Origin of the sequence: Paenibacillus sp. EKM206P, assembly GCF_011066155.1 — a bacterium.
GTDB lineage: Bacteria > Bacillota > Bacilli > Paenibacillales > Paenibacillaceae > Paenibacillus > Paenibacillus polymyxa_D.
The window spans coordinates 1-23,663 of the sequence record NZ_JAAMNQ010000016.1 but is presented as its reverse complement, the minus strand read 5'-3'; the positions used below and the strand labels follow the sequence as shown (position 1 = coordinate 23,663).

Genomic DNA, 23,663 nt, shown 5'->3' with positions numbered 1-23,663 from the left:
AATCCAAAAAAAGGGGATATTTATTATCTATTATGGTGGAAAATATCGATCTTATTGTTTTATCTCTGTATTGAGCGAAAAGAGGAGCAGACTCTATGTCTACTCCTCTTTTCATCCAATCAGTTCAAGAAATATATCTCAATTTAATACGTTGGGAAGCTCTGTGAAGCGAAGACTTCACTGCATTCTCACTCTTGTTTAAAATTCTAGCCGTTTCCTTTATGGAGTATCCTTGGACTAATCGCAATTCAAGTACCGTTCTTTGCTCGGTATTACTTGCCATCAAGAGAATTTGATTGACCTCCTCCTGAATTTCAAAATCAAGGATATCCCAGTGATAGTGGAGCAGCCCCTTACGTAAAATGTATTCCTCCATCTTTTTTCGTTTTCTGATTAAATCTATAGCTAAATTTTTGGCAATTCTCAAAAGGTAAAACCGAATACGATCTTGGGGCAAGTCAGGCGAAGCTCTTATAAACCGAATAAAACACTCATGCAACAAATCTTCAGCATCCTGTTTGTTATGCAATATCCTCAATAGATAGCCAAAGAGGTCTGATTTGCAAGATAAATATAGATCCTCCAGATCTTTAACATCCATATTATTGCGTATCCCTTCTGCTTTGATTGAAATCGGTACGTTACTTGATAGTCTTAAATTCATATCCCTGCTTTTTTAAATATCTTATGATTTCAGGCAAGGCTTTGGCTGTTTCTTCCTTCCCATAAGTGTCATGCATGAGTACCACTGCTTTTTCTCTAGTCCCAATATTTCTCATGAATTCACTAATTAATTGCTCAGCATTCTTACGTGCACCCTCTGCATCTTTAGGTAACACATTCCAGTCAATCTGATGGTAATCCTTATCCTGTAGTGCTTTGTCCAGTACTTCCATACCATCGGGATCATTTCTCTGCCATGTCATGTGGCCGCCTGGAAATCGAATCGCTCTTGTGGAAAAATTCTGCCCCAATATTTGCTTTAAAACTTGATTTGTTTTTTCAATATCATTCATAAAACTGCTCGAATTCACAGTCTGATTCGGATACAAATAACTGTAGTCATGTGAGTAGGTATGATTTCCGATCGCATGTCCTTCCTTAACCAATCTTTTTGTTGTTTTTTTAGTCACTTCATTTTCCTCTACTGCTTTTCCTACCACAAAAAACGTTGCTTTCACACTTTCTTTTTTAAGAATATCTAATATTTTAGGCGTTACGGTAACCGATGGACCATCAGCAAAAGATAAATAGACTACTTTTTTACCGTCGATCCCCTCAGGTCGCTGCCCTTGCATTTGCTGATTTAAGTACTTTTCAACAAATGCTGCATCTTCAACATCCGAAACATTTTGTAGAGAAGATTCGCTCCCTTTGGATTTGTTATTTAGTTTGTCGGTTGATACTGATTCTATTTTTTCTGCATATTCAATCGTTTTAACTGGCTGTGGTTTACTACTGAAGATGTCAAAGAGTTTTATAATCATTAGAACCATACAAATGAGAATAATAAACAGTAGTCTTCTTCTCTTCCTCTTCATTCGATGAGCTCTGGTTCTATTTTGCACATAGCTTTTTTCCATAGTATATATTCCTCCAAAAATCTAGAAGCAGTTCACGTTTTATGTTGCGACCATGTGCCCATTCAATTATTCGTATCTCAATGCATCTATTGGTTTTAATCTTGCTGCTTTATAAGCCGGATATACCCCAAATAGAATGCCTGTACCTGCAGAGCTAAGAAACGAATATAGGATCGGCGAGATTGTAAATTCAATGGTCATGCGTGCTGTTGCTTCGATTATTTTGGAGGCGCCTACGCCTGTAACAACCCCGAGCATCCCCCCTAGCAGACCAAAAATGACCGCTTCGGACAGGAATTGAATCATAATATCTCTTGGCTTGGCACCAATAGCTTTTCGAATACCAATTTCTTTCGTGCGCTCTATAACCGACACCATCATAATATTCATAATTCCGATTCCCCCTACCACAAGTGAGATCGCAGCTACACCTCCCAGCAAGCTGGTCATGATATTATCTACACCGGATGCTGCACCTGCTGCTTCGGACAGACTCATTACTTGAAATTGATCCGGTTCCGAAGGTTTTAGCTGATGCGTCACACGCAAGCTTTCCAATATGTCTGATTGAGCCTGACCCATCAAGCCTGGTGACTTGGCGGATACCTCCAGACCAGTAATGTTTTTCTCACCCAGACGGTTCATCATGGTTGTAGCCGGGATGTAGATTTGATCATTTGTACTGTAGCTTAAATTCGTAACAGGCTGAGAATTCAATACTCCGATTACTTTGAAAGGGATCTGTTTGATTTGAAACGTTCGTCCCAATACGCCTTTGGTATCTCCACCAAAAAGACGCACAACCGCTTGGCTTTCCAGAATGGCAACATTCCTACGTTTATCCATCTCATCGTTGGTAAATGTTCTGCCCTCGGCAAAGGAAAACTTTTTGGCCTTGTAAAATGAAGCAGATGTCCCTACAATGGTTGCATTATAGTTATATCGCCCCCATGCAGCTTTTGAACTGCTTGAAATACGGGGCATCATTGCTGCAATCGAACTCTTTTGTTCCAATGCCTCGACATCTGTCCACGTAAATGAGGGCAAGGTATCCTGATTTATTTCTTCCTCAGTCATTGGCATGACGGGAGCAACCAAAAGTACGTTATTTCCTAACTTATTGATTTCCTCCTTAATACTGGCCTTTGAGCCATTCCCGATGGCCATAATGGCAATCACCGCTGCCACCCCGATAATAATACCGAGTATCGTTAAAAATGAGCGCATCTTGTTGGTAGTTAAGCTGTTCATCGATACACGGATCGTTTCCATCAGATTCATAGACTTACCACCCTTGATGAAATTCGTCTATTTGCAATAGGCTCATCTCGCTCAATGTTACCATCCCGAAAGCTGATCAATCGTTTGGCATATTCCGCTACTTCCAGTTCATGAGTAACCAGGACAATGGTTTTTCCTTGCTCATTCAAGCCTTGGAACAGCTCCATAATCTCGATGCTCGTCTTCGTGTCCAGTGCACCCGTAGGCTCATCTGCCAGCAGAATGACCGGATGATTCACCAAAGCTCGGGCGATGGAAACCCGCTGCTGCTGACCGCCAGAAAGCTCGTTAGGCTTGTTATACATCCGTTCTGCAAGACCCACCATCCGAAGCGCCTCTATAGCTCTTTCCCGACGCTCCTTGGCAGGAACACCTGCATACATCATAGGCAGCTCCACATTTGCTAAAGCTGTAGTACGAGGCAGGAGATAGAATTTCTGAAACACAAATCCTAGCTTCTGATTTCTAATCTCTGAAAGTTCGTTCTCACGAGCATCCAATATGGAGTAACCATCCAGATAGTATTTACCGGTATCCGGATGATCCAGGCAACCAATAACATTCATCATGGTGGACTTGCCTGAACCAGAGGGTCCCATGATAGCAACAAACTCCCCTTCGCTAATAGATAAGTTCACACTGCGTAGAGCCTGAATCTCCTGACCGCCTACTTCATACCTTTTTTTCAGCTCTTTAATTTCAATAACGGTGTTATTGGATTGAGTTTCACTCATTGTGTCTGCCCCCCTCCACTGCCATTCGGGTCAGCACTGCTGTTCTGAGGAGGAATAACAATGGTTTCACCTTCCTTGACACCGGACTTGATTTCGGCCTGATCCGCTGTATAGACACCCAGTTTCACGGGTCTAAACTCATAATCGGCCGGATTCGCTGTGTTCTTCGCCACATATACTCCATCCACACCGCCTTCAGACCTCAAGGCAAACAATGGCACAGACAGCGCATTTTTGTGTTCAGCTAACAGTAGAGATACATCCATATTCATCCCCGGTTGCAGCCTTATGTTTTGGCTATCCAAAGACAATTCAATTTTGTATGTAGTCACATTGGCTTCCGTCACCGGCTCTGGAGAAACAAAGCGTACTTCGCCTTTAAATTGTTTGTCCGGGAATGAATTCGAGTGCATTGTCGCCTGAAGTCCGGTCTTTAATTTAGCAATATCACTTTCGTTCACCTTGGCAAGAACCTTCATAACCCCTGTGTTGGAGTTATTCATGACAATAAAAGGTGCAGTAGGACTAGTGCCCACATCGCCGTTGACCTTCAAAATAATCCCGTCCCACGGCGCCGTAACCTGTAATTTACTTAGAACACTTTTCTTCTGCTCTAATGCCGTTTCAGCCTGCAATAAAGAAGCTTGTGCAGATTGGATGTTGGAAGCTTCAGGTGGGGACTGTGCAGCCTTTAATTGTATTAATGCTGTTTTATAGCCCATTTCCGCCTCTTCGATCGCCTCAGTTTGCTTGGTCTGTGCCTTCTTGTACTGCAGCTCTGCATTGCTCATATCCAGTTTTGCCTTATCCAGATTTTGCTTGGCTGTCGCCAGGTCACTTTCTGCTGCCGCATCATTCTGAACCAGATAAGCCTGGTCATCATAATCCTTCTGGGCTTTATCCAAAGTCACCTTGGCTGCCTCCTTTTGCGCAGCAGCTTCCTCTAATTCCATCGCGTTCTTGGCTGTTTTAATCGCCATCTGTGCCTTTAAGACATTTGCTTTCTGTAGCTCGATATCATTTGTTTTGGGTCCGCGCTTGGCTTCGTCCAGTTTGGCCCTTGCAATTGCGACATTAGATTCGGCATCCTTAATTTGCAGCCTGGCATCTGAATCATCTAGTCGTGCTAGCACCTGACCTGCCTTGACGCTATCTCCTGCTTTGACATTGACAGCGACGAGCTTGGCACCCTCGATATTTGTAAAATTAATATTTACTTCCTTGGAAGCCTGAACGGTTCCAGTCACGCTAAGCGACTCGGTTATGTTAGCTTTCTGTACCTGTACGACCTGATTCGCCGGAGCCTCCACAGGTTTTTCCTGGCCCCTTTTCATGTAGAGCGTACCGCCAATTCCCGCTATAATGAGCAAGATCAGAATACCTATGCTCCTTTTCACTCTTCTTTTCTTTCTTAATACTTGTAATGAATTTTTATCTTTCTTTTCTGTTTCCGACAATGTTATATCCCCTTAAATTGTATTTTTGCTAAATCCTATACACTCCACGGCTTGTTTAAAGCATGTTGCAGCAGCGTCATTTGAACAATGAGTTCATCCATATTCCGTTCGATTTGCTTTACTTTCAACTGATTCGTGGCGACCTCCGTACCTGTTGCAAATCCACGTGCCTTTCTTTTGCGAGAAATGTCCAACACTTTACTAAGGTTCTGTAGATTACTTCGCATTTGTTCGTATTGTTCTTCATTTTGCTGTAAATTAAAGTACATACTTTTCAGTGTTTCTGCCAGTTGATCCTTGGTATTTTCCAGTCCACCTTGTGCTGAATCTACATCTATCTGTTTAATTTCATAGTCATCCGTTCCCGAGTTCCACGTGTAATATTTAATTTCCATTTTTGCTAGCTTGACTGCCTCCTCCTGTCTCCATACCGAAGGACTCGCTGAGATGGCACGCGACACTAGTGTATCCAGATTCGTGTTATCCATTTTCCGGTAAACGGGTCTGTCCACCAGTTCATATAAATTTCCTTGTGACTGTCCCATTTGTGTATTAAGCGAATCCTGCGCTTTTTGCAGTGCAGCTTTAGCAATGTCTACATTCTTTTGAGCCTCTATACGAGTCTGAATAATCGTACTTCGATCACCTGGAGAAATTTTTCCACGGTTGGCCTTCGCTTCAGCAGCTTTTTCCTCCAATAGCGCAAGCGAAAGTGCATCCTCACTACTCTTTACTTTGTTATCAGCCAGAAGTACGTCATAATAATTCTTCATTGCAGTGTAATCTGTCTGATCTTGGGCAAGTTCGATTTGCTTTTTGGATTCCAAATAAGAAACTGTCGATGAAGCATACCCCTTCCATGCTGAACTACTAGCCGCATCTTCTTCACCGTTGCCTTGACCTGCCGGAATGAAGTCCAGATTCTTGCCTGCATTTTTTAGCATAATCCGGTTGCGATCTATCGTCTGCTGGGCTTCCTTCAAGCTAAAACTATTGGATTGTGCCCACTGCTGGGCTTGACTCAGTGTTAATTTCACACTTGCTTTGGTAACCTGCTGCTGCGCCTCCTCTGCTTGAACAAAGGACTCTGATAAAGAACTGGCCGACAAGGCGAGCAGCAATAAAATGAACATACGTTTTTTCATAGATATCCCCACTTTAAAAATATGGTAACGACTAAGGTCGGTTCTTAAATAAGTTGTTATATGAATTATGTGTTTTCTTCTGTATCCCACTTGAGACCTTACCTTCTATTCGGTGCACATTCCAGAAAGGAGGAACACCGTCCTGCCCTTCTGCAACTTTTTACACACAACGTACCGTTCCTTATAGTATCTTTAAATCTAATTGACGAAGATACAGAGAACGTACAATAAGAAAGGAAAGAAATTGGATGGCCCAGAAGCACAGCATAATCTGAATCAGCGTAAGATGAACGGGTACTCCATATATTACAGATGGTTCTGACATCACTAAACAAAGCACCATTCCCATAGACGATACGACTAATGGCAGAAGAAACAGGAATGCAATTTGTCTGGAAGCCGATTGTCTCATTTCCCTTGAGTTTAGTCCAATTTTCGATAAAGCTCGGTATATTTCTTCATCTCGCTGAAGATCTACATATAGTCTGAAATACAGCAGGCTTACTGTACTTGCCAACATAATAATGGCGATAAATCCGCCAATAAATTCACTAATAACCAGATCCATCTCCGATGTCAAATAGTCTACGGCCCTAGAGTTAAGCACCCCTTTATTCACCCTATTGGCCAACACAGAATACAACCATACCTCTTGTTGAGTTTCAGAAGTTTCTAAGGAAAGCTGGCCATTCTTCCATTTTGGCACAAAATAATAAGTAGATTTAAATGCCAACGGATCATTGAAATACCGATGTTCAATTAAATAGTCGTAAGTTCGATCAGAAACAACAAGTAGCCTTCCTAGTTCAGAGACGATATTTCCATCAAACTTCAGGTTATGATCTATCGTCTTAGTATCCATAATCTCAAGATTCATCATATGAGATTTCCCTTGCTTGTAAGTTAGCTTTTTTTCAAAAAGGGTTTTCTTTTCTTCGAGAGGCATCTCGTTTGGATCGATAATGAAAAAACCTTGATTCTCCCGAAGCGTAGGTACCTGTTTTAGCTTCTTAAACTTGGAAGCAAGTGCTTCATAGTTGGATTGTTTCATCACTGGCGCAATCTGTTCCCGAAAAGGGAAGACTAATACTTCACCTTTTCCATAATCCACTCCAGCCGTATACAGATTTTGGTCAATCTCTTTTTCAAGCTCGTTAGAACTTACAACATCAGAAGTAAATGCAAATGAATAAGATTGCTCCCTAAGAAATCTTTTTTGCTGTTGCATGGAGTCAAAAGTTGATGCGGCTCCTACACAGGAAATGATAGAAATGAGGGTAATCAATGAAAAAAGCCCGGCATTATTCCTCATTTTATATGTGATCTCAGATAACCATAACAAACGCGATCCGCTCCAAGACCATTTCCTGTTAGCTCTAAGCAATTGAATGAATAGTACACATGATTGAGTATAAAATAAGTAAATACCCAGAGATCCCATTATAATTGTATATTTAAAGGTGTCTCCAACCGAATAGTGCAATATATAAAAGGAAAGGGTCCCTAAACGATAAGGTGCCAGATAAATGTAGGGTGAAAAATCAAGCTTCATTAAATATACAGCCGCTCCGATTAATACTACGGCAAGAATGGACAGACTCCATGAAGCTTTAGGCTCTTTGTTGAGCTGAGGAGCCTTGCTAAAAAGCTGCTGTAGTTTAAAACGTCGGATAAAGAAAACAGACACAAGTGAGATCAATATAAACAAAAACATAAAGCCGATTCCTGTAAAAGCCAGTGCCTTCCAGGGAAAATAAAATCTCAAATATATTCCTGTGATTTTGGAGCCCAAAAGCAGAAAAAACTTCGCTGAAACAAATCCCCCAATCATACCAGTAACCAATGATAAAAAGCCTATAATTAGATTTTCAATAGCTATCAAAAAATAAATTTGCCTATGACTTGCTCCTAAAATGGTGAGTATACCCAATTCTTTCTTACGTGCAGCAACAAAGATATTATTTGTGTATAATACGAAAAAAAAGGAAAATACAAAAATCAACAAATCCGCAACCTGTAATCCCTTTTTTACATTAGCTGCTGTGATTACATTCGAGACATCCGGGTGAAAAATAAATACCGCATATACGAAAAAAATCGTAATCATCAAGGAGCTGCTTAAATAATAAGGAACGTAAGCACGCGCATTGCGTTTGAGATTATTCCATGCTAACAGACGAAAGCTCATGTGCATGTCTACTTCCCCCCAAAAAGGAGAGCATATCTATGATTTCCTGAAAAAATATTTGCTGACTATGACTACGACGGATTTCATTATATAACTCACCATCTTTAATAAAAATTACCCGGTCGCAATAGCTGGCTTCCAAGGCGCCGTGTGTTACCAGCACAATTGTAGAATAGTCTACACGGTGGACAAGGCTCAGCATTTCCATTACAACATGCGAAGACTTGGAATCGAGATTTCCGGTTGGTTCATCTGCAAGCAGGAGCGAAGGAGAATGAATCATAGCCCTGCCTATGGCTGCACGTTGTTTTTGTCCCCCCGATACCTCATAAGGCCGTTTGTCTAAAACATCTGTAATATCCAGTTTTTTCGCTACCTCTTCCAGTTTGTGCTCCATTTCCTTTAACCCTTTTTTATTCAGCATCAGAGGAAACAGTATGTTTTCTCCCAAAGTGAGGGTTTCCAGCAAATTATAATCTTGAAATACAAGGCCCAGTTCTTTGCGGCGAAATAAAGCCAGCTTATCCTTCTTGAGCAGATGTGGATTTTCTCCTTTAATGCTAACCTCGCCAGAAGTCGGCATATCAATGGTCGAAATCATATTTAATAATGTAGTCTTCCCACTACCAGACGGCCCCATAATACCAACAAACTCGCCTTGTTTGATCGTTAAATGGATATTGTTAAGAGCTCGGTAGGGAACCTTGCCATAGTATATTTTGGTAACTTGATCCATTCGTACAATCTCCATCGTTCATTCCTTTCTTTTCCTATGCTATGATCATAATCCATCCAGATAAGTGAAGCGACCGATTAACATTACAAAAACCTTAAATGTGTTGTAAGGTTTCTCATTTGCCAATGGAAAACAGGATTTGAACCGTCGTCCCTTTACCAACCGTCGATTTCAATTGAATATCATGATTCAGTCTTTTGCAGATTTCAGACACCAAATAGAGTCCCATCCCGGTTGATTCACGATACTTCCGCCCATTTTCACCTGTGTAATAAGCCTCAAATACCCGTTCTATGTCTTTTTTAGGGATACCAATCCCCTCATCCTTTACTTCCAACACAATGACATGCTCTCTTACGTCAGACATCAGCTTCAGACTGCGGGCATGACCTGAAGAGTACTTTACCGCATTGGTCACCAATTGGTTAATGATAAATCTTAGCCATTTGGCATCGGTAATCACACTCAACTGCTCGTCCACTTCATTGGAAGGATAAATTTCGTTGCGGATCAATAATCTTTTGTTATCATAAATCACATCACTAACCAGCTTTCGTAATACAACAGGCTCCACATGAAAGTCAGGTTCAAAGGATTCCAATCGTGACATATACAAAATCATGTCCAGTCCTTTTCCCATTCGATCAATCTCATCGTGAATCTGATCCGATTCGGGGTCTATTCTTCCTTTAAGGATTAAATGAATAACAGAAAGAGGAGTTTTCATCTGATGAACCCACTGATTGATAAACGTAATATGATCGCGCTGCTGATGCTCTAACTGATGAATTCGGGACTGATACAATCGATAATATTGCAAAAGCAAATGTTGTAAAGAAGCGGCTAACGGATTAAGTACCTTCATCTGAATAAGCTCATCTAAATCTTTAATGTTTGTAGTGGATAATATGCGATATAAACCAGAATACATAACGAACCGGAACAGCAAATAGCCCCCCAATAGGATGGACCCAAAAAAGACGGAATATAGGGCCGTCGACCAGTTACGGTAACCATCCATCCAATAGATACTTAACACAAGAAAAAGTTGGATGATATTAAAAATGACCAGCGAAAAATGGTCGCGCCAAAAAAGCTTCACCGTTCTTCCTCCTCAGTCAAGTGAAGCCGATAGCCAGCCCCTCGAACCGTCTCTATGATATCCCCTAGTCCCAGCTCGCTCAGTTTTTTGCGGACACGAGTGACATAAACATTCAGAGTGTTCTCCCCTACATATTGGTCATCATCCCATAAAGCCTCTAAGATATGAACTCGCCCTACAACCTGCTTAGGATATGTCATCAATAGCTCCAGTAGGGCCGCTTCTTTATGGCTCATCTCTACCTGCTTGTCATGGTATACAAGTTCCATAATGTCGGGATACAAAGTCAAGCCTGACACCGTTAAGGATCGTGATGGTGGAGCAACGGCATAGGAACCATAGGCACGCCGTAAATTACTTTCTACTTTGGCCAGTAGTACTTCGGGATAAAATGGTTTCGTAATGTAATCATCTGCTCCGTTTTGCAAAGCAATGACCTGATCCATTTTATCATCACGTGCAGACACAAAAAGGATGGGGCATGTAGACTGAGTCCGTATTTGCCTGCACCAATAAAATCCATCAAAACGAGGTAGATTCACATCAAGTAGTACCAAATCAGGCTTTACCTCTTCAAAGATAGCCAGAACTTGATCAAAATTTGAAACAATAATTCCTTGATAACCATATTTCTCAAGATAGGATTGGAGCAAGGAGCTGATTTGAGGGTCATCTTCTACTATTAATATCTTTTGCATCGTGTTTTCTACCTTCTTAGTGCTTGAATTTTTAACAACTGATTTCTCTATAATGCCTTTATTTGATCATTCAAGCAATAACAACAATCTAATCCCCTTTGGTTGTAGATTTAAGAGGTTTTCGTGGTAGTGTATATAGAACCCCGGATAATATGCATGGTGCCAAATACCAGAGTGATTAACAATGTAATTATAATAACGACAACTATGACTGTTATAATAGTTCTTTTACGATTTTTTAATATTTCATTGAAACTTTGCTTTGGATCTTTCAAACTGCTCACTTCTTTCCTTGCCTAGCTATTTACCAGCATAATTAGCTTCTACATAACGAACAACAGTTGAATCTTACAAAAACATTTCTTTGCTGTAAGGTTTCTGATTACCTACAGACCATCGTCGGATTGAACTAACGTATGTACATAACAAAACTGCCCGGGGTTGAGAATCTTTTTCTGATTCTCAACCCCGGGCAGTTTATCCTTTCTATCCTTTTACAGCGGAACCTACCGTCATCGCCCGCTCCACTTGTTCACTCAAGAACAGGTAGACAAGTACCATCGGTAAGGAGGCCATAGTCATAACAGCTCCCATGGCTCCCCAATCCGTACTGTAGGAACCCTGGAAGAAAAGTAAGCCTAGAGGCAATGTTTTCATATTTTCATCAGAAATTAGAATATAGGCCAAAGTGAACTCATTCCAGTTGTTCAAGAATTGAAAAATGGCTACCGTCGCAATTGCAGGCAATGCAAGTGGCATAATGATTTTCAGGAACAGTCTATAAATATTAGCTCCATCCATGCATGCCGCCTCTTCAATCTCTTTAGGAATTGCTGTTAGGAATCCATAGAAAATCATTGACGAGAAAGGAAGCCCAATTGCGATATAAGGAAGAATAAGAGCTCCGTACGTATTCGTAAGATGAAAATCGCGAACCAGAATCGCCAGCGGTATCATGATAACCTGCAGTGGCATAAACATTCCTATGATCATATAAGTTCGGACAGCAGAACGAAACCTCCATCTCATACGAGCCACTGCGAAGGCAAACATCAGAGCCAGCAAAAGGATGAACAAAGTCGAAATCGTTGACACAACCAGACTGTTCAGAAAGTAACGGGGAATATTAAATTGCGTCCACGCATTGATGTAATTTTCGTAACGAAAATGCGTTGGCAGTCCAAATGGGTTAGAGACAAAGATCTCATCGTTGTTCTTGAACGAGTAGGAAACCATCCAGAACAACGGGTAGACCGAGACAATAAAATACAACCACAGCGGTATCTGCAGAACAGCTTGTCTGAACTTGCTCAAAGCAGTTTTACTCATTTCGTTCTCCTTTTCAATACACGCCTTATCAGGCGGTTTGTCCGCGGTCGAACAGCTTATTGATAACTACAGTTGCCAGTAGTGAGATTAGTACAAGCAGCACGGATACAGCACACGCATACCCATAATTGCTTTCCATAAAAGCATAACGGTAAATCATGAATGTCAATGTATAGTTTGTAGTGCCGGGCCCTCCGTTTGTCATAATCAGCATCTGCACAAAGGCCCCTATTCCAGAGGTAATCGCAATAATGAAGCAGAATTTGTACGTTTCCCTCATCAGTGGAAGCGTGACATGCCAGTGCGCTCTCCATTTGCTGCAACCGTCAATCGTGGCGGCTTCAAAGTAGTCTTCGGGTATTGACTTAACTCCCGCATATAACAACGCAAATTGATAACCCATAAACTGCCAGGCATTAACGAAGGCAATGGCAATAATCGATGCTGTCGGGGAGCTCAGCCAATTTTGCTGGTACGGGATGTTCAAGAGATCAAACAGTCGGTTGATCAATCCGTTAGTTGGGTCATAGATTGCGATCCACAGCTGGCACACCACGGTTACCGATAGGACAACTGGGATAAAATAAGACGTTTTCAGTATTTTTCGCCCGCGTGTGCGCGGGTCAGCACAGATTAGCGCTAATAGTGTTCCCAGTCCGATCTGAAAGACCGCCAGAACAATGGCAAATATTAATCCGTTCTTAAGCGAAGTAGCAAGTAGAGGATCGGAGAACAGTTCCCGATAATTACTCAGTCCCGAAAAGGTCAGCGTACTCAGTCCATCCCAATCATAAAAGCTGCGAAGAACGGTTTGCAGAACGGGATATATCAAAATTACGCTATACAGTATCAAAGCAGGGAGGAGAAACAGTGCGAGTGCCGGTTTGTTCCCCAAATATTTATTCATATCTTGCTTCCACCCCTTATCTTCGGAACAGCATCCCCTAGCGACTTATGCCGCCAAGGGCAGCCGAGTTCCTGAATTCTCAGTTTTCTTTATCCAATGTGCTATTCAGATTGTTCACAAAATCGTTTTCAGAAAAGTTGTCTACCATCAAATTCTGAGTATTGTCATTAATAGTGTTCTGAATTTTTGTACTACTCAGAAGTTGAGCATATTCCTGCGCATTTGGCAGCAACTCTTTGACAACTCGCTGCATCATTGCTGGAACATTGGAGGCGATTGGCTTATCCACTTTCTGCGAAACAATTGGGCTTCCAAGTTGAGTGTATCTGTATTCGGCTGACTTTGTGGCAAGGAACGCCGCTACCTTTACGGCTGTTTCCTTATTTTTGCTACTTGATGATACTGCGTAGCCCTGCGGAGAACCTGAGCCGTCAATGAAATATTTGGATTTCTCGTAGGTTGCTTCATCCTTTGCAGGCCAGTACATCCAGTCGACCTGGTCGCCCAGCTTTTCCTGTGAGCTGTAAATTTCCCATTGTCCATTCACGAACATGGCAGCTTTGCCCTGATAAAACAGGGACGAAGCCTGATCATAATTGGTGTTCGTCGCGTTTGCATCGAATAATCCGGCTGCTTGCAGTTGCTTCATCTGCTGTGCCGCTGTTACGAATGCTTCCGGCAATGCTTTTACACCCTTCTCATCAAGTGCTCCAAATCCACGCGGCTGCTCCCTTGTAACCAGCCCATTATAGAAAGCGGTCGTAATCCATTTTTCTTTGGCAAAGATTGACATAGGTACGTAACCAGCAGCTTTCAACTTTTTCGCTGCATCGGTCATCTGGTCAATCGTCTTAAGCGGTGTTTTAATTCCTACCTTCTCGAAAATTGACTTGTTGTAATAGATCATTTGGAATTCAATGCCGGTTTCGGGATAAGCATATACATGATTGTCTGGAGCTACCAAACGCGATTCAACACCCGGATTAAGATTCTTCTTGAATTCGGCCGTTGTGTCATAGTTGTCCAGCACCTCAACATTTTTCGATTTTGCGAAAGTTTGCAGGACAGCCCAATCCGCTAAATAGACATCCGGCATATTGCCCGTTGCCGCATAAGTTTTAAGCTTCTGTCCTCCGTCCTGTACGGCAGGATCCAGTTCAATTTCTACGTTTGGCATCTTCTTTTTAAGCTCTTCCACCGCATAATCGAACGGCTTTATGGTATCGTCATCAAAATGTTGTGCATACACCTTTAATTTGATCGTACCGTCCCCTGCCTCGCTCTTGGAAGAGGTCGAGTTATCTTCCCCACAAGCAATCAATCCAATCGACATAGTGAGCACTAGCAAAGCTGCACTCCAACTTTTGTAAGTTTTTTTCATTTGCTTAATCCCCCTCATGCAGTGTGTTTTATGTTTGCGCTTTCATTTGCATGACTACAGTATACTGCCGCTTCTATTCTTGATTAAGGAATAAAACGGGCATAACCAGTAAAAAACGGGACAAATAGAGCAGCGGTTCTCCGTATATAGGAAAACCGCCAGGCTTAAATCGAAGTTGTCCTGCCTCGCAGGACAGGCGCTACCTTTTTTTGAGTTGCTCATATTCAGTGGGTGTCATGCCAAAGCGTTTCTTGAAGCATTTGCCAAAATAATTGGGGTCACTGTATCCTACACTTTCAGCGATTTCTGACAGCTTCCGATTTCCTTTCAGCAAAAGCTCCTTAGCCTTCTTCATTCGGATGTGTGTAATATGATCCACTATGGAAAAGCCAGACTCCTTGCGAAATACGCGGCGCAGGTAGCTGGGATCGACGAATACTCCGCACGAAACCTGCTCAGCAGACAGCTCTGAGTCTGCATAATGTTCCTCAATATAGTTGATCGCCGCCACAAATAAATTGGAAGCCTTCGTAGGACGCATATTCTCCATCAGTTGGATCAGCTTGCGGTATAGAGCGAGCATCCAACCTTCAGCAGCCTCCCAGGAATCTAACTCTCGCAGCCGTTCGTAAGGAGAATTGTCTCCTCCATTTTCCCATAGCCGGTCATAAGGAATGCCTCGTTCACTGGCAAAGGAAAGGGCTAAAGATACGATTCCCATAAGCATCGCATCTGCGTATTCGTCTCCCCATTTATATTTACTAAGCTGACGGATTGCCTTACGGACCTCCTCTAGCGTTTCACTGTCTTTCATTCGGAGGTCAAGCACAACCGCATCGCGTAGATGGCCCAAATCAGGCATACCTGCTCTGCTATGCAACACTTCGCCGCCCTGTCCCCTTAACTCTGCACTTTCGCTCTCCTGTGGAAGCACCGGTAGCTTCGGCTTAATGCGTTCCAACATCGAGAGCATTTCTTCTGCATTGAACGGCTTCAACAAATAATCCTGTACTCCGGTTCGAACCGCCTTCTGTAGGTATTCAAATTCGTTATGTCCAGATATGAATACAATAACGATGCGTTCGAACTTGACTTTCAACCTCTTGGCTAATTCAATTCCGTCAATGAAGGGCATATTGATATCTACGAGGGCGAGATGTGGCTGATGCCGCTCGGCTTCCTGAAGTGCTTCCTGTCCGTTCCTTGCTTCGCAGCAAACCCGAAAACCATGAATTTCCCAATCTATCTTCATACGCAGAAAGTCTCGGAACAGCGGTTCATCATCGACAATCATCACTTTATACATTTTGGTGTTCACTCCCCTTTGGCAGCATCGGCAGCGACAGGTCAACAGTTGTTCCCTTCGTGAGCACACTTTGCACGGATATCCCATACTCCTCGCCAAAATACAGGCTCAGCCGCTGCTGAACGCTGTAGGTGCCGATTGATCGTATTCCTTCTTCCGGCAAATGTCTGGACATAATGGTCTGAACCTGTATTTCGTTCATCCCCACACCGTTGTCCTCCACTCGAACGACCACCTTATCGCCCTGTCTAAAGGCAAAAATGCGGATAAAACCTTTTGTTCCTTTCTTCTTAAGGCCATGGTAAATCGAATTCTCGACAAGCGGCTGAAGCGAGAGCTTCGGGATCGGTGTACCTTCAAACTCGGGAGGAATATCCACTTCATAGCGAAACACATCGGGATAACGGATTTGCAGAATCGTCAGGTAATCATCAGTAATCTGAGCTTCCTTTTCTAAAGTGATTAGTTCCCGTCCCTTGTTCAGCACCATTCGATAAAAATCTGCCAGCGCTTTTGTAGTATCTCTAGCCTCCTCATTACGATCTAACTCATTGAGTGCATAAATGGTATCCAAAGTGTTGTACAGAAAATGCGGTTTAATTTGGGCGCTTATCAGTGCAAGCTCATATTCACGCTTACGGTTCTGTTCCTGCCTTACCTCATCCAGCAGTTCCCGAACCCGTCTTACCATAAAGTTAAACGCTTCCGCAATGGTACCGATTTCATCTTCAGTACGGACTGTCGCAACAGGTTGCAAATCACCAGTTACTACTTTTCGCATGGCCTTAGTCAATTGTTCGAGAGGACTAACGACCATTCTGGACAGAAAGCTGGCACCCAGCCAGGAAAAAACAAGGCATAACACACCGATTAATAGCGACAATCTAACATTTTGCCGGACATCAGCTGTAAGCAGGCTAAGAGAAACAATATTGACCAACTTCCATTCCATACGGTTATAATCAGTGACCGTTATCAGGTTGCGCTCATACTCGAATGAACACGTTCCATGGGATGCATTAGGGGCACAACGTTGGATGGCCTCACCCAACTGCGGATTCACCGGATTCATCAGCATCTCATTGTCTTCTGCCACAGCCACGCGCATTTCGTTATCTAAAAAATAATAAGATTTAGGCGCATCTGGATCGCTGGAACGAAAGTAATCGGACAAACCTTCTTCCTTCACTAACAGAAAAAGCGTTCCATATGGTTCGCCGGTGTCTATATTAATGACCGTCTTCCCCAGCGTCAAAACGGGAGAGCTCGGATCTGGTGTTAGGAAATCCCTCTTCTCCATATCAAACCAGAGGGCCTGTCCATAACTTTCAGATTCCCTTACCCGCTTAAGCATGCTATAGATCTTGCGATCATCCCCGCTTTCGGTATAAGAGGCGAAAATCTTCCCTTCGTTATCAATGAAGACAGCGGCATCCACCTCACGAAAGATTGACAAATCAATGGATAGGCGGCTCTGCATCAAGTTTCCAAACTGAATAGGCTCCATGGCAGTATCAGGTTTGGCACCGTATGAATCATACATCCGGTTAATATTCGTGACCATAATATTGGCCGCCGTCTCCACACTCCTGAATATGTAATCGGTCCTAGACAAGATAAGCTGAGACTCATCGACCACATTGCTGGTAGTTTGGTCTATCAAAGAACGGCTGAAAAGTTGGTTGGACAATAGTCCAAGAATAAGCAGAGAAACAATAATTAGCGGAAGAAATACCGCTATAACCTTGCTTTTAAAGCGAAGTCGACCAAACCACTTACGAGCTAGTGACAGAATATTCACCTAGAACCCCTCCGTCATCAAGAGAATATCCATCATGTTAACACAAACAATCTCTACAGTAGTAGATCAAAAATAAAGTTTAAAAAATTCAACCGTCCATCTTGAAAGTACTTTAGAGATGTGTTAGGATAAAGTCGATTTTTAGTAAAATTATTAACTAAAAAGGTGTGAGCTCTTTTGGCAACCATTAAAGACATTGCCCGCGAAGCGGGTGTGTCTGCCGCAACCGTTTCAAGGGTTTTAAATAACGATCTGTCACTGTCCGTAAGCTCAGACACCAAAAACAGAATTTTTTTGGTTGCCGAGCAACTCGGGTATAAGCCTACCCGGCTGAGGCAATTAAAGCAGAATACGGAACGGGCCGGGAAAATGGTCTCCCTCCTGCTGTGGTGTTCTATTGAGGAGGAAAGAGACGATCCTTATTACGCCTCGATCCGCCGTGGAATCGAACTGCGCTGTGAAGAGCTTGGCCTGACGTTGGGACAGACCTTGCGAGGCCGCTCGTCCATCGGCACCTTACAGAAGGCGGATGGTCTGATTGTTGTGGGCGGCGTTGATCCTGAAGAGGTATTCAAGCTTCATCCTGACAAGAACACCATTGTCCTTGTCGACCAGTACCATGAACAGTTGGAGTATGATTCTGTACGACTTCATTTCAGACAAGCTGTTGATCAGGCACTCGGACATCTACTTGAGCTTGGCCATCGACAAATCGGATTTATCGGCGGTAAGAGCGACGGTGAGCGAAGGGCGCATTATTTTGAACGATTCATGCGGGAACAAGGGTTGTACAATCCTCAATTCGTCCGTATAGGTTCCTGGAGTACCGCGGATGGTTATCTCATGATGAACGAACTCCTAGCCCAACAGGAACGACCGACAGCCTGCTTCGTCGCAAGCGATCCGCTCGCTATTGGTGCCCTCCGCGCCCTTCATGGACTTGGAGTCAAGGTACCAGAGGATATGGCTGTTGTTGGCTTCGACGACATTGAGATGGCAGCCTTCGTGCAGCCTCCGCTAACCACTATCCGTGCATATCCCGAACAGATGGGAAAGGCTGCCGTGCAACTGCTCTCTGAACGGTTTGAGGGGCGTGAACCACCTGCGTATAGCGTGATCGGGACTAAGCTTGTCATTCGAGAAAGCTCATGCAAAAAAGGCTAAAATTAGTACTTGAGAGTCTTATTGTCATTGATTAATATCCTTTCGTAAAACAATCAATATGATAACCCCTGAGGAGTGAATATCATGAACATTCATGTTAACGAAGCGCTTGGTTTGTTTCATTTGCAGTCCAAGGATTGCAGCTATATTATCCAGCTAGTAGAAGGATATCCCGCACATGTCTATTGGGGAGCTCAACTTCATCATGACCAAAGTCTCGCAAGTATATTGGAACTTAGGGAGCGTTGCTCCTTCTCTCCCACTCCCGTTTCTTCCAGTCGTATAATTTCTTTGGACACGCTTCCTCAGGAATACCCCCAGTATGGAACAAGCGACTTTCGTCAACCGGCTTACCAGGTTGCACTTGCGGACGGAACTCGAACTACTGAGCTAAAATATAGTGGTTACCGTATTGAACCGGGTAAACCCAAGCTCGAGGGACTTCCTTCCGTCTATGCCGAATCGGATGATGAAGCCACAACCCTCTATTTGATCCTTGAGGATCAATACTCGGGGCTTAAGACTACACTGCTCTATACTGTATTTGCGAACCACAGTGCCATTGCTAGATCTACTCTTTTTGAACAAAAGGGAAGCGCTACCATGAATATTGAACACGCCATGAGCGCCTCTGTCGACTTCGCCGATTCCAACTACCAAGCCCTCTACTTACCTGGAGCCTGGGTTCGGGAAAGACATATCCAACGCCGCGACCTCGGACCTGGCTCCATTCGGCTCGAGAGTAGACGGGGCTCCAGCAGTCACCAAATGAATCCCTTTCTGGCACTGCTTCGGCCTGATGTGACTGAAGATCGTGGGGATGTGTACGGTTTCAGTCTAATCTACAGCAGCAACTTCGTCGCACAGGCAGAAGTAGAGCAGTTCAGTCAGACTCGTGTAAGTATCGGAATCAATCCCTTTGACTTCTCCTGGCGGCTTGAGCCGGGTCAGTCATTCCAGACTCCTGAAGCCGTATTGGTCTTTTCCGAAGAAGGTCTTGGGGGCATGTCACGCACCTATCACCGACTCTATCGCACACGTCTGTGCCGAGGGGCTTACCGTGACAAAGAACGTCCGATTCTCGTGAACAATTGGGAAGCCACATATTTCGACTTCGACGCCGATAAAATCGAGGCGATTGCCAAAGAAGCGGGGCCTCTTGGAATTGAGCTGTTTGTTCTTGATGACGGTTGGTTTGGTAAGCGAGACAACGACAACAGTTCGCTTGGGGACTGGTTCGAAGACCGCCACAAGTTGCCCGGCGGTCTTACTGACCTGGCCAAACGGGTTAATGAACAAGGATTACAGTTTGGTTTGTGGGTTGAGCCGGAAATGGTATCACCTGATAGTGAACTGTACCGCAACCATCCCGACTGGTGCCTGCATGCGGAAGGTCGGCGGCGGACGGAAGGCCGATCCCAACTGGTGCTCGATCTCTCCCGCAAGGAAGTATGCGACTACTTGTACGAGACGCTTAGCTCCGTATTTTCGATCGCTCCAATCACTTATGTCAAGTGGGACATGAACCGTAACATGACGGAGATTGCTTCGGCTACAGCCCCTAGCGAACGACAAAAGGAAACTGCGCACCGTTATATGCTCGGACTTTACGATCTGTTGGAACGTCTGACCTCCCAGTTCCCGGACATCTTGTTCGAAAGCTGTTCTGGAGGCGGTGGGCGATTTGATCCCGGAATGCTCTACTATATGCCGCAGACATGGACCAGTGATGATACCGATGCCATTGAAAGATTGGCTATCCAGTATGGAACAAGCATCGTGTACCCGGCCAGTACCATGGGCGCACATGTATCGAACGTGCCGAACCACCAGGTGGGACGAAACACCTCCCTCGCCATACGTGGCGACGTGGCAATGAGCGGGAATTTTGGCTACGAACTTGACCTTACTGCATTTACGAATGAAGAAAAAGAACTCGCTGCCAAACAAATTGCCCAGTATAAAGAAATCCGTTCCCTTGTACAGCAGGGAGATATGTATCGACTTCTTAGTCCGTTTGAAGGCCGAGGCGACACGGCCTGGATGTTTGTTAGCGAGGACCAATCCGAAGCGTTTGTCGCTTACTTCCGCGTACTTGCTGAACCAAATGGGCCCATCCGGCGACTAACTCTAAAAGGACTTGGCCCAGATAAAAAGTATATAATCGAACACGGGGCGACAGGCAGCACTGCAGTCCATACGGGTAATACCTTAGTGGAAGATGGCGGTTCCCCCTTCCGCGTAGCGTTTGATGGCGAAATTTTTGGAGGCGACCGCCTAATGAAAATTGGGCTTGTTGTCTCGGATCTCTCTGGAGACTTCACCAGCTCTACTTTCCGCCTTAAAGCTATTTCCTGCTAATTGTGAATCTGGCCAGTGACGATAAAAAAATCAAAACAAGGCAGACCGATTTTCCGGCCTGCCTTGTTTAATCACTTTGGTGCCCGTGTTGCTAACCGTGACTCTCCATGTCACTTACCAAATACGCTCGCTTAGTCTCAATTTCGTCCTCTATATCTTCCAGCATATGACCAATGCCTTCTTAAGTGAACGTGTCTGTAATCACAACTCTAAACAATTCATTCAACTTTTCGGTGTCTTTAACTTCCGTCTTCTGATTTCGACATTATTCATCCTGATTTCCAATTTCTCATTCATCTAGATTTCCGCCGATGTACGATTCAGGATGGGACGCTTTGAAAGCACACGATTCGATAACTCCATCAGGCTTTTTATTTCATAAGTAGGTTGAATGCCAGACGCGTTTGTTTTCCCAGCAGGGTTGAACCAACAGGTATCCATTCCGTATTTGTTGCCTCCATGAATATCGGAGGTCAAAGAATCACCAACCATGAGAACCTTACTCTTATCTGAAATGTCTAGCTTAGTAAATGCGTAATCGAAAATACCAGCTTGTGGCTTTTGGCAACCCACTTCCTCTGAAATAATTATCTGTTCAAATACATCACGCAGCGGTGAAAGCTGAATTCTGGAGGTTTGCACCTCTTTGATTCCATTCGTAATGATCGCCAAGCGACAATCAGACAGCATATCACATAATTCAACCGCTCCGTCCATTAAAAAAGCACCTTCACCCAAATAACGTAAATATGCAGCACTAAAAGCATCTGGATTAAAGTCTAGATCATGAAAAGTAAATAATCGCTTAAACCGCTCCACACGCAGTTGCGCTGAGGTAATATGTCCTTCCTCTGCCTCTCGCCACAATACGCTGTTGATTTCATCATAACTAGCTTTATACTCCGTGGCCCCTTGTGGCAAGCCAAATTGGGTAAACGTATTATGTAGCGCATAACTCTCTGCCTTTTTAAAATCAAACAGCGTGTCATCGACATCAAATAAAATAATTTCGTATTTCATAACGACCTCCATATCATTGCTTTACGACTATTGTTCAGTTCCATGAGTCTTAGATTGTTTCTGATAGTAGTACAACGAAAAACTAACAATACATTATTACCTTTCGGTTATTATACAGAACCTAGTTAAACCGTCAAGTCACTAATAACAAAGTCATAGTATTTTGTCATCGGTGCAAAAGGTAAATAACGCTCAATAAGAATGCCCGTAAAATGAAGGTGATTCTCATTTTACGGGCTTCTGAGCATCTAAGAGATGATTTAGCAAAAATCCTAGTGATCTTCATTAATCCATTTAGCTAATGTTTGATCAAAACAATGAGGTTCTTCAAACATTGGGTTATGCCCACTATATTCAAAAATCACTTTTTTCACGTTCTCGTAGGTGTCATCGACCCTATCCCATAAAGAAACTGGCGCAACCAAAAAATCATACCTTCCCAAACCAATATATACAGGTTTATGGATATCCGCCAAGGATTGTATTAAATTCATGTTACCGAAAGCTTCTCCCCATAAATAATCAATGATAGGCATATTCGTGTATACATCCTTCCACATATAAGCCGCATCGTAAGCATAATCATAAAAGGTTTGGGCTCCCATTCGTATACACATGTGAACAAATCTTCTATCTGGGTCTCTTTTGATATCTTCCTCTAATAAAACAATGTCCTTTTCAAAACGTTCCTTTCTTTCTGGGCTGGCCGTTTCATAAAAGAATGAAGAGCTTTGCCGCTGTCTTTCTTGGCTGTTCGTAGGTGCTGAATTTAATAGCACCACTTTTTGAACATAATCCGGGTATTGTTTAGCATATTCCAAAGCCATAAAGGCATGCCCGGAATGTCCTAATATGATAAATTCATTTAGATGAAGGCATTGTCTTGCTGTTTCTATATCATTAATAACTTTATCCAAAGTATAGTCTTCTGGTTTTAAAGCTCGATTCGGTTTTGCAAACCCTCGATGATCCAGAAAAATAAACTGAAACTTTTTATATAAATGGTCTGAAAATAAACGAGGATAATATACACTACTGCCGATCACCAATATCGGCCTTCCGTTACCTCTTATAGCATACTTCAGCTCAAATCCATCACTAAAAACTGTTTGATAAGTGCTCATTTATAATCACCTTCTCTTTTTCAAATCACTCCCTTTCCTTTGTGTAATTCCCTTGTATTCTCCATAGAACGTTCCAACACTTCAACTCACCTCAGAAAGTACATTTATTTTTATGAGAAAAGTTTAACATGTTTTTTTCAAAAAAAAAACGGGTTTACTTTTGTCTTACTTGTCTTGACTTATGGCATTCATACAGGATTTTTGACAAACACATCTTTTGGGAAACAAAAAAACCGCGATTATCGCGGTTTTTTATATAGAGGTCATACTTTTATCGTGCTTGGCGACGTCCTACTCTCCCAGGACCCTGCGGTCCAAGTACCATCGGCGCTGGAGGGCTTAACGG

19 protein-coding genes are annotated in these 23,663 nt (G+C 43.2%); 2 read left to right on the top strand and 17 right to left on the bottom strand.

The features are described 5' to 3' along the window. Positions 1-124: 124 nt before the first annotated feature. The 15 genes from G9G53_RS23325 to G9G53_RS23255 form a co-directional block, all read right to left on the bottom strand. Positions 125-601: an RNA polymerase sigma factor gene (locus tag G9G53_RS23325; protein ID WP_029518484.1), complete on the bottom strand. Its 477-nt coding sequence runs from the start codon at positions 599-601 to the stop codon at positions 125-127. Between the two features lie 40 nt (positions 602-641). Further along, complete coding sequence (locus G9G53_RS23320) at positions 642-1,583, bottom strand: polysaccharide deacetylase family protein (protein WP_165150590.1); 942 nt, start codon at positions 1,581-1,583, stop codon at positions 642-644. Positions 1,584-1,649: 66 nt separating this feature from the next. After that, positions 1,650-2,864 carry an ABC transporter permease gene (locus G9G53_RS23315; protein WP_029518486.1) on the bottom strand — a complete coding sequence of 405 codons (1,215 nt, stop codon included), beginning with the start codon at positions 2,862-2,864 and terminating at the stop codon, positions 1,650-1,652. Continuing rightward, a complete protein-coding gene (locus G9G53_RS23310) occupies positions 2,861-3,598 on the bottom strand; it encodes an ABC transporter ATP-binding protein (RefSeq protein ID WP_029518487.1) in 738 nt (245 codons plus the stop codon). The genes G9G53_RS23315 and G9G53_RS23310 overlap by 4 nt, the downstream gene beginning before the upstream one ends. Next, positions 3,595-5,055, bottom strand: coding sequence for an efflux RND transporter periplasmic adaptor subunit (locus G9G53_RS23305; protein ID WP_165150588.1), 1,461 nt, complete (start codon positions 5,053-5,055; stop codon positions 3,595-3,597). The genes G9G53_RS23310 and G9G53_RS23305 overlap by 4 nt, the downstream gene beginning before the upstream one ends. Before the next feature lie 35 nt (positions 5,056-5,090). Continuing rightward, positions 5,091-6,200: a TolC family protein gene (locus tag G9G53_RS23300; protein WP_029518489.1), complete on the bottom strand. Its 1,110-nt coding sequence runs from the start codon at positions 6,198-6,200 to the stop codon at positions 5,091-5,093. Between the two features lie 181 nt (positions 6,201-6,381). Then, complete coding sequence (locus G9G53_RS23295) at positions 6,382-8,394, bottom strand: ABC transporter permease (RefSeq protein WP_165150586.1); 2,013 nt, start codon at positions 8,392-8,394, stop codon at positions 6,382-6,384. Then, complete coding sequence (locus G9G53_RS23290) at positions 8,360-9,139, bottom strand: ABC transporter ATP-binding protein (protein WP_165150584.1); 780 nt, start codon at positions 9,137-9,139, stop codon at positions 8,360-8,362. Before G9G53_RS23290 ends, G9G53_RS23295 begins: the two co-directional genes overlap by 35 nt. Before the next feature lie 100 nt (positions 9,140-9,239). Further along, the gene (locus tag G9G53_RS23285) at positions 9,240-10,226 is read right to left on the bottom strand and encodes a sensor histidine kinase (protein ID WP_165150582.1); all 987 of its coding nucleotides are present in this window, start codon (positions 10,224-10,226) and stop codon (positions 9,240-9,242) included. Then, on the bottom strand, positions 10,223-10,924 hold the full coding sequence (locus G9G53_RS23280) for a response regulator transcription factor (protein WP_069011312.1): 702 nt from the start codon (positions 10,922-10,924) through the stop codon (positions 10,223-10,225). Before G9G53_RS23280 ends, G9G53_RS23285 begins: the two co-directional genes overlap by 4 nt. A gap of 486 nt (positions 10,925-11,410) precedes the next feature. Beyond that, positions 11,411-12,253, bottom strand: a complete 843-nt coding sequence (locus G9G53_RS23275; protein ID WP_029518494.1) for a carbohydrate ABC transporter permease — start codon at positions 12,251-12,253, stop codon at positions 11,411-11,413. Between the two features lie 28 nt (positions 12,254-12,281). Beyond that, positions 12,282-13,160 carry a carbohydrate ABC transporter permease gene (locus tag G9G53_RS23270; protein WP_029518495.1) on the bottom strand — a complete coding sequence of 293 codons (879 nt, stop codon included), beginning with the start codon at positions 13,158-13,160 and terminating at the stop codon, positions 12,282-12,284. Between the two features lie 79 nt (positions 13,161-13,239). Next, the gene (locus tag G9G53_RS23265) at positions 13,240-14,541 is read right to left on the bottom strand and encodes an ABC transporter substrate-binding protein (RefSeq protein ID WP_069011309.1); all 1,302 of its coding nucleotides are present in this window, start codon (positions 14,539-14,541) and stop codon (positions 13,240-13,242) included. Positions 14,542-14,740: 199 nt separating this feature from the next. Continuing rightward, positions 14,741-15,847 (bottom strand): response regulator transcription factor, encoded by a 1,107-nt coding sequence (locus G9G53_RS23260; protein ID WP_029518497.1) that lies wholly within the window; start codon positions 15,845-15,847, stop codon positions 14,741-14,743. After that, the gene (locus G9G53_RS23255; RefSeq protein WP_165150580.1) at positions 15,840-17,648 is read right to left on the bottom strand and encodes a cache domain-containing sensor histidine kinase; all 1,809 of its coding nucleotides are present in this window, start codon (positions 17,646-17,648) and stop codon (positions 15,840-15,842) included. Before G9G53_RS23255 ends, G9G53_RS23260 begins: the two co-directional genes overlap by 8 nt. A 177-nt stretch (positions 17,649-17,825) precedes the next feature. Here G9G53_RS23255 and G9G53_RS23250 point away from each other — a divergent pair, with 177 nt between their 5' ends. Then, entirely contained in the window at positions 17,826-18,812 is a 987-nt protein-coding gene (locus tag G9G53_RS23250) for a LacI family DNA-binding transcriptional regulator (protein ID WP_029518499.1), read from the top strand. A gap of 84 nt (positions 18,813-18,896) precedes the next feature. Continuing rightward, entirely contained in the window at positions 18,897-21,173 is a 2,277-nt protein-coding gene (locus tag G9G53_RS23245) for an alpha-galactosidase (RefSeq protein WP_165150578.1), read from the top strand. 297 nt (positions 21,174-21,470) lie between these two features. Here G9G53_RS23245 and G9G53_RS23240 read toward each other — a convergent pair whose 3' ends face one another. Both G9G53_RS23240 and G9G53_RS23235 read right to left on the bottom strand, forming a co-directional pair. Continuing rightward, positions 21,471-22,193: a YjjG family noncanonical pyrimidine nucleotidase gene (locus G9G53_RS23240; RefSeq protein WP_165150576.1), complete on the bottom strand. Its 723-nt coding sequence runs from the start codon at positions 22,191-22,193 to the stop codon at positions 21,471-21,473. 272 nt (positions 22,194-22,465) lie between these two features. Further along, on the bottom strand, positions 22,466-23,317 hold the full coding sequence (locus G9G53_RS23235) for an alpha/beta fold hydrolase (RefSeq protein ID WP_029518502.1): 852 nt from the start codon (positions 23,315-23,317) through the stop codon (positions 22,466-22,468). Positions 23,318-23,663 lie beyond the last annotated feature (346 nt).